The 3,493-nt window shown below is 35.6% G+C and carries 3 protein-coding genes and 1 pseudogene; all 4 read right to left on the minus strand.

What is annotated here, in order from left to right:
* Positions 1–416: 416 nt before the first annotated feature.
* Entirely contained in the window at positions 417–1,034 is a 618-nt protein-coding gene (locus ACFO6W_RS05630; protein ID WP_379994403.1) for an outer membrane beta-barrel protein, read from the minus strand.
* A gap of 137 nt (positions 1,035–1,171) precedes the next feature.
* On the minus strand, positions 1,172–1,819 hold the full coding sequence (locus ACFO6W_RS05635; protein WP_379994404.1) for a hypothetical protein: 648 nt from the start codon (positions 1,817–1,819) through the stop codon (positions 1,172–1,174).
* A 72-nt stretch (positions 1,820–1,891) separates the two neighbouring features.
* A complete protein-coding gene (locus ACFO6W_RS05640; protein ID WP_379994405.1) occupies positions 1,892–2,485 on the minus strand; it encodes a TetR/AcrR family transcriptional regulator in 594 nt (197 codons plus the stop codon).
* Between the two features lie 232 nt (positions 2,486–2,717).
* Positions 2,718–2,927, minus strand: a pseudogene (locus tag ACFO6W_RS05645) (tyrosine-type recombinase/integrase); the annotation flags it as partial.
* Positions 2,928–3,493: the final 566 nt, after the last annotated feature.

Below are 3,493 nucleotides of genomic sequence, written 5' to 3' on the forward strand. Positions count from 1 at the left end.
TGGCCGTTTTTACGGTTGTAGTTGCTGTCCGGTGTTGCTTTTAGCTTGGGTGGGTTGCTGCCTATAGCTGATGGAAGCAACAGGAGCAACTGACAGGCAACAGGACAGTAGAGATTATTGGATAGTCTGTGTATTTCAATCCTGTTTTATTTGATATATACAGGAATTGGTAAAGCGGATTCAATGTAATTGTTTGGAAATCATATTTGTTAATGCTTATAATCCCTTGCTGTCCGTTACAGACAGGAGCAATTTTATTATATTATTTATCCTGGTTCTGCTACCTGTGCATAACAAGGACAAAGACAGTGATATAAGATTTTTGCAACCAATAAGCATAAAAATTAAAGAGAATATTAATAATCAGACCGAAGTTCTGTTTTATGCCGAATGAGCAATTTGCAATTCTTCAAGAGTTAATCAGAAAATGCTTTCCTTATTTTATTCTTATCCAGCTTGAAATTAAAAATACGAAACTTATACCCCAATCCCAGACTGAAAGCCTGTGCCTTTATAGCTACTTTATTGTTACCTGTACTCAGCAAGCCGGGAAATCCCCTTTGATATGCAGCGTCAATGCAAATACCATTGGCAAATTCATAGCCGAAAATAATCCCTGCGCCAACATTCCAGCGATTCAGATACTTTTTTGCATCAAGCCCATACCCCGTGTAAGGGCCTATACCTACAAAAGTTTTCCCTGAACCGCTATTGAATTGACTAACTGCGTAAAGGTGCGCTTCAATTCCACGGTAGGTGAATCTGTTCATCCCACCGGATGAATTATCACGAATATTGGAAGTCGCATAGCGGAACAGAAATTCGCCTTGCAATGCAAAGTGTTCCCCGATTTCCAGTTTATCGTAGCTTCCAAGCGTTGCACCAATGCCCGGATTACTTTCGGTATTTATCGGATGGTAATCCGATAAGGCGATATTCGCTTTGATTCCTTTATAAAAGGTCAGTTTCGTCTGAGCGCTTACAGGAGTAAATACGGTCGCCAAAATTATTAGTGAGAAAAAATATTTATTCATTCTTTTTATCAATAAATGGTTAATAAATAAGTGATTGGATTCCATCAGAATGGAAAGAATAACAACTTCATCAATAGAAAAATGAGAAACGTTATCATAATTTTTATTATTTTAATGCACATGCCAATTATATTTTATCATTGAAACAATTTATTTATTTTAGGCTGGATAAGCCAGATTCCTACAGGAAAAAGCCAGACCAGAAAAAATGTCGCTTTGCAGTCGGCAAACGTTGCAGGTTTTTGTAATTCGATGCTTTTCAATGCTTTTGCTATGAAATAAAAGCAATAAAAAGCACAGCACATTGAAATCAAGTGCAATGGCGTGGTAATAGATAACATTTTCATATCCAATGCTTCTCCTGACGAAATTTCGAGAAACAAAAAGTACATCCATATCGAAGCAAATATCTCATGAGCGGCTGATATAAAAAGAAATACCTTGAATACCGGCAACTTCAGTACAGCCGTTTCCGGGAGTTTTCTGTGAAGATTCACTCCAAGCGAATAAAGCCAGCAGAAAATCAGTGAGATAAATACAATCGTCAGGACTGAAATTACCATAACCAATCCGGAAGGAATAGCTGAAAGCATATCGGCAATCCTTACCGGATTAATCATAAAACCGAAAGATAACCGTACCAAATCGCTGTTTGTTAAAACCATTGCGATGATTACCGTTTGAAGAATTACCGGAATAACAAGTAAAACTCCGAATAACTGCCAATCTTTGAGCTTCGGGAAAATGCTCATTGTCTGTTTTTTAGTTGATACATTTTGATTCATAATTATTTATATATTTTATTTGAATGTTTGTATTAGTCAATAGAGTGTTTACTCTATTGTTGTCAAAAAAAATTATACTCTTAATATATTATAAAGTTCATTCCATAAAATTTCCATTCTGGATTTCAGCGCCTCAATATCCTTATCCAGAACATAATCCATTCGATTACCGTCTGATGCATAGATAAACAGTTTAGCGGCAGCATCGTCGGGTATATCCTGTCTTATCTCACCGTTTTTCTTTGCAATTCCTATAATTTTGACCCACGCATTCGTTTCCTGCGCCTGTATTTTTAGCAATTCTTCTTGTAGTTCGGGAAAATATCTTAATGCTTCAAACAGGAAAGAGAAAAAATTCATATTCAAATCAGATTCCGTGTTTCTGTGTAATGTATTGAAGATATTTTGGAAATTGTTCAACGCATGCCGGATAAAATTATACAAGGAATCTTTGGGGGAGTTTTCAAATGTTTGGCGTGTCAGTTTAAACATATACTGTTCCACCACTTCTTTAAAAAGTTGCTCCTTATTTTCAAAATAGTAATAGAACGTGCCATTGGAAAGACCTGTCGCATGTATTATATCTTTCAATGTTACGGCTTTATAGCTTTTTCGCATAAAGAGCAGGAAAGCCTTTTTTAATATATGTTCTTTATTATCCTTCATTTAGTTGTAGAGCAAATACTCCACAAAAGTACAACAAGTTTTTTATTCACCAAATTTTTTTGTGTTTTTTTTCAGAGCGATTTGCAAATAATATTTTTAAAACGCTGAAATACAATAATTTTAAAATTATTTGTAGTGTCTGTTTGGTATCAAAAGTATTACTTCCTTTGCAGTGAGTTGTTTGAAAACAGTGAAAAACAAAGCAGACCTTTAGGTCTGCCCTGTTTCAAAGTCATATCCGTTCCGTAATCTGCTTTTCCAAACTTTCCAGTTTGTGCGAAAGGATTTCCATATCCTGACTGATTTTCTCTTTCGTTATTTTAGCGTAAATCTGGGTTGTCTTGATATTGGTATGCCCCATCATCCGGCTGACCGTTTCTATCGGAACTCCCTGTGAGATGGTCAAAAGGGTTCCGAAAGTGTGCCTGGCAACATGCGAGGTATAACCGCCGCCAATATAAATTGGAAACCGGAAGAATACTTGAGGAAAATTTGTAAAAGAAATAAGGCTGTAATGATTCGATTACAGCCTTATTTGCTTTATTCTTAGATTCAAACCCAATCTAAACAAAAAAAGAAGTTCACAAAATCACTTCGTTAACTTCAGGGCCTTAACAAAAACTTTACAAAACTACATCCATAAAAAAGCATGCGCAGTAAAAAGTTTTACGGAAGTTTAAATTAATATGAAAAAGATATTAGGCAATAGATAGGATATGTGGAAAGGATATCGAAATCCTGATATTTCTTTATAGACGATATCCTTGTCTCTAAATAGACGATTATTATAAGGGTTTGATAATTTGCAAGCAACTATCCTAAAATAACAGACAACATGTAAGCAATAAAGTGGTAAAATAAAGGTATCACACCAGCAAGACAAAGCAATTTGCAAGCAATAAATTAAATACCTGCAGTTGAACAGGGCAACTTCTGTTCCGGGCAGGATACTATCCTTACTTTACTTTAATATTGTCCTGTAAGAGCGCAGCATATGTCCCGGAATGA

Source organism: Dysgonomonas termitidis (assembly GCF_042654545.1).
Lineage (GTDB): Bacteria > Bacteroidota > Bacteroidia > Bacteroidales > Dysgonomonadaceae > Dysgonomonas > Dysgonomonas termitidis.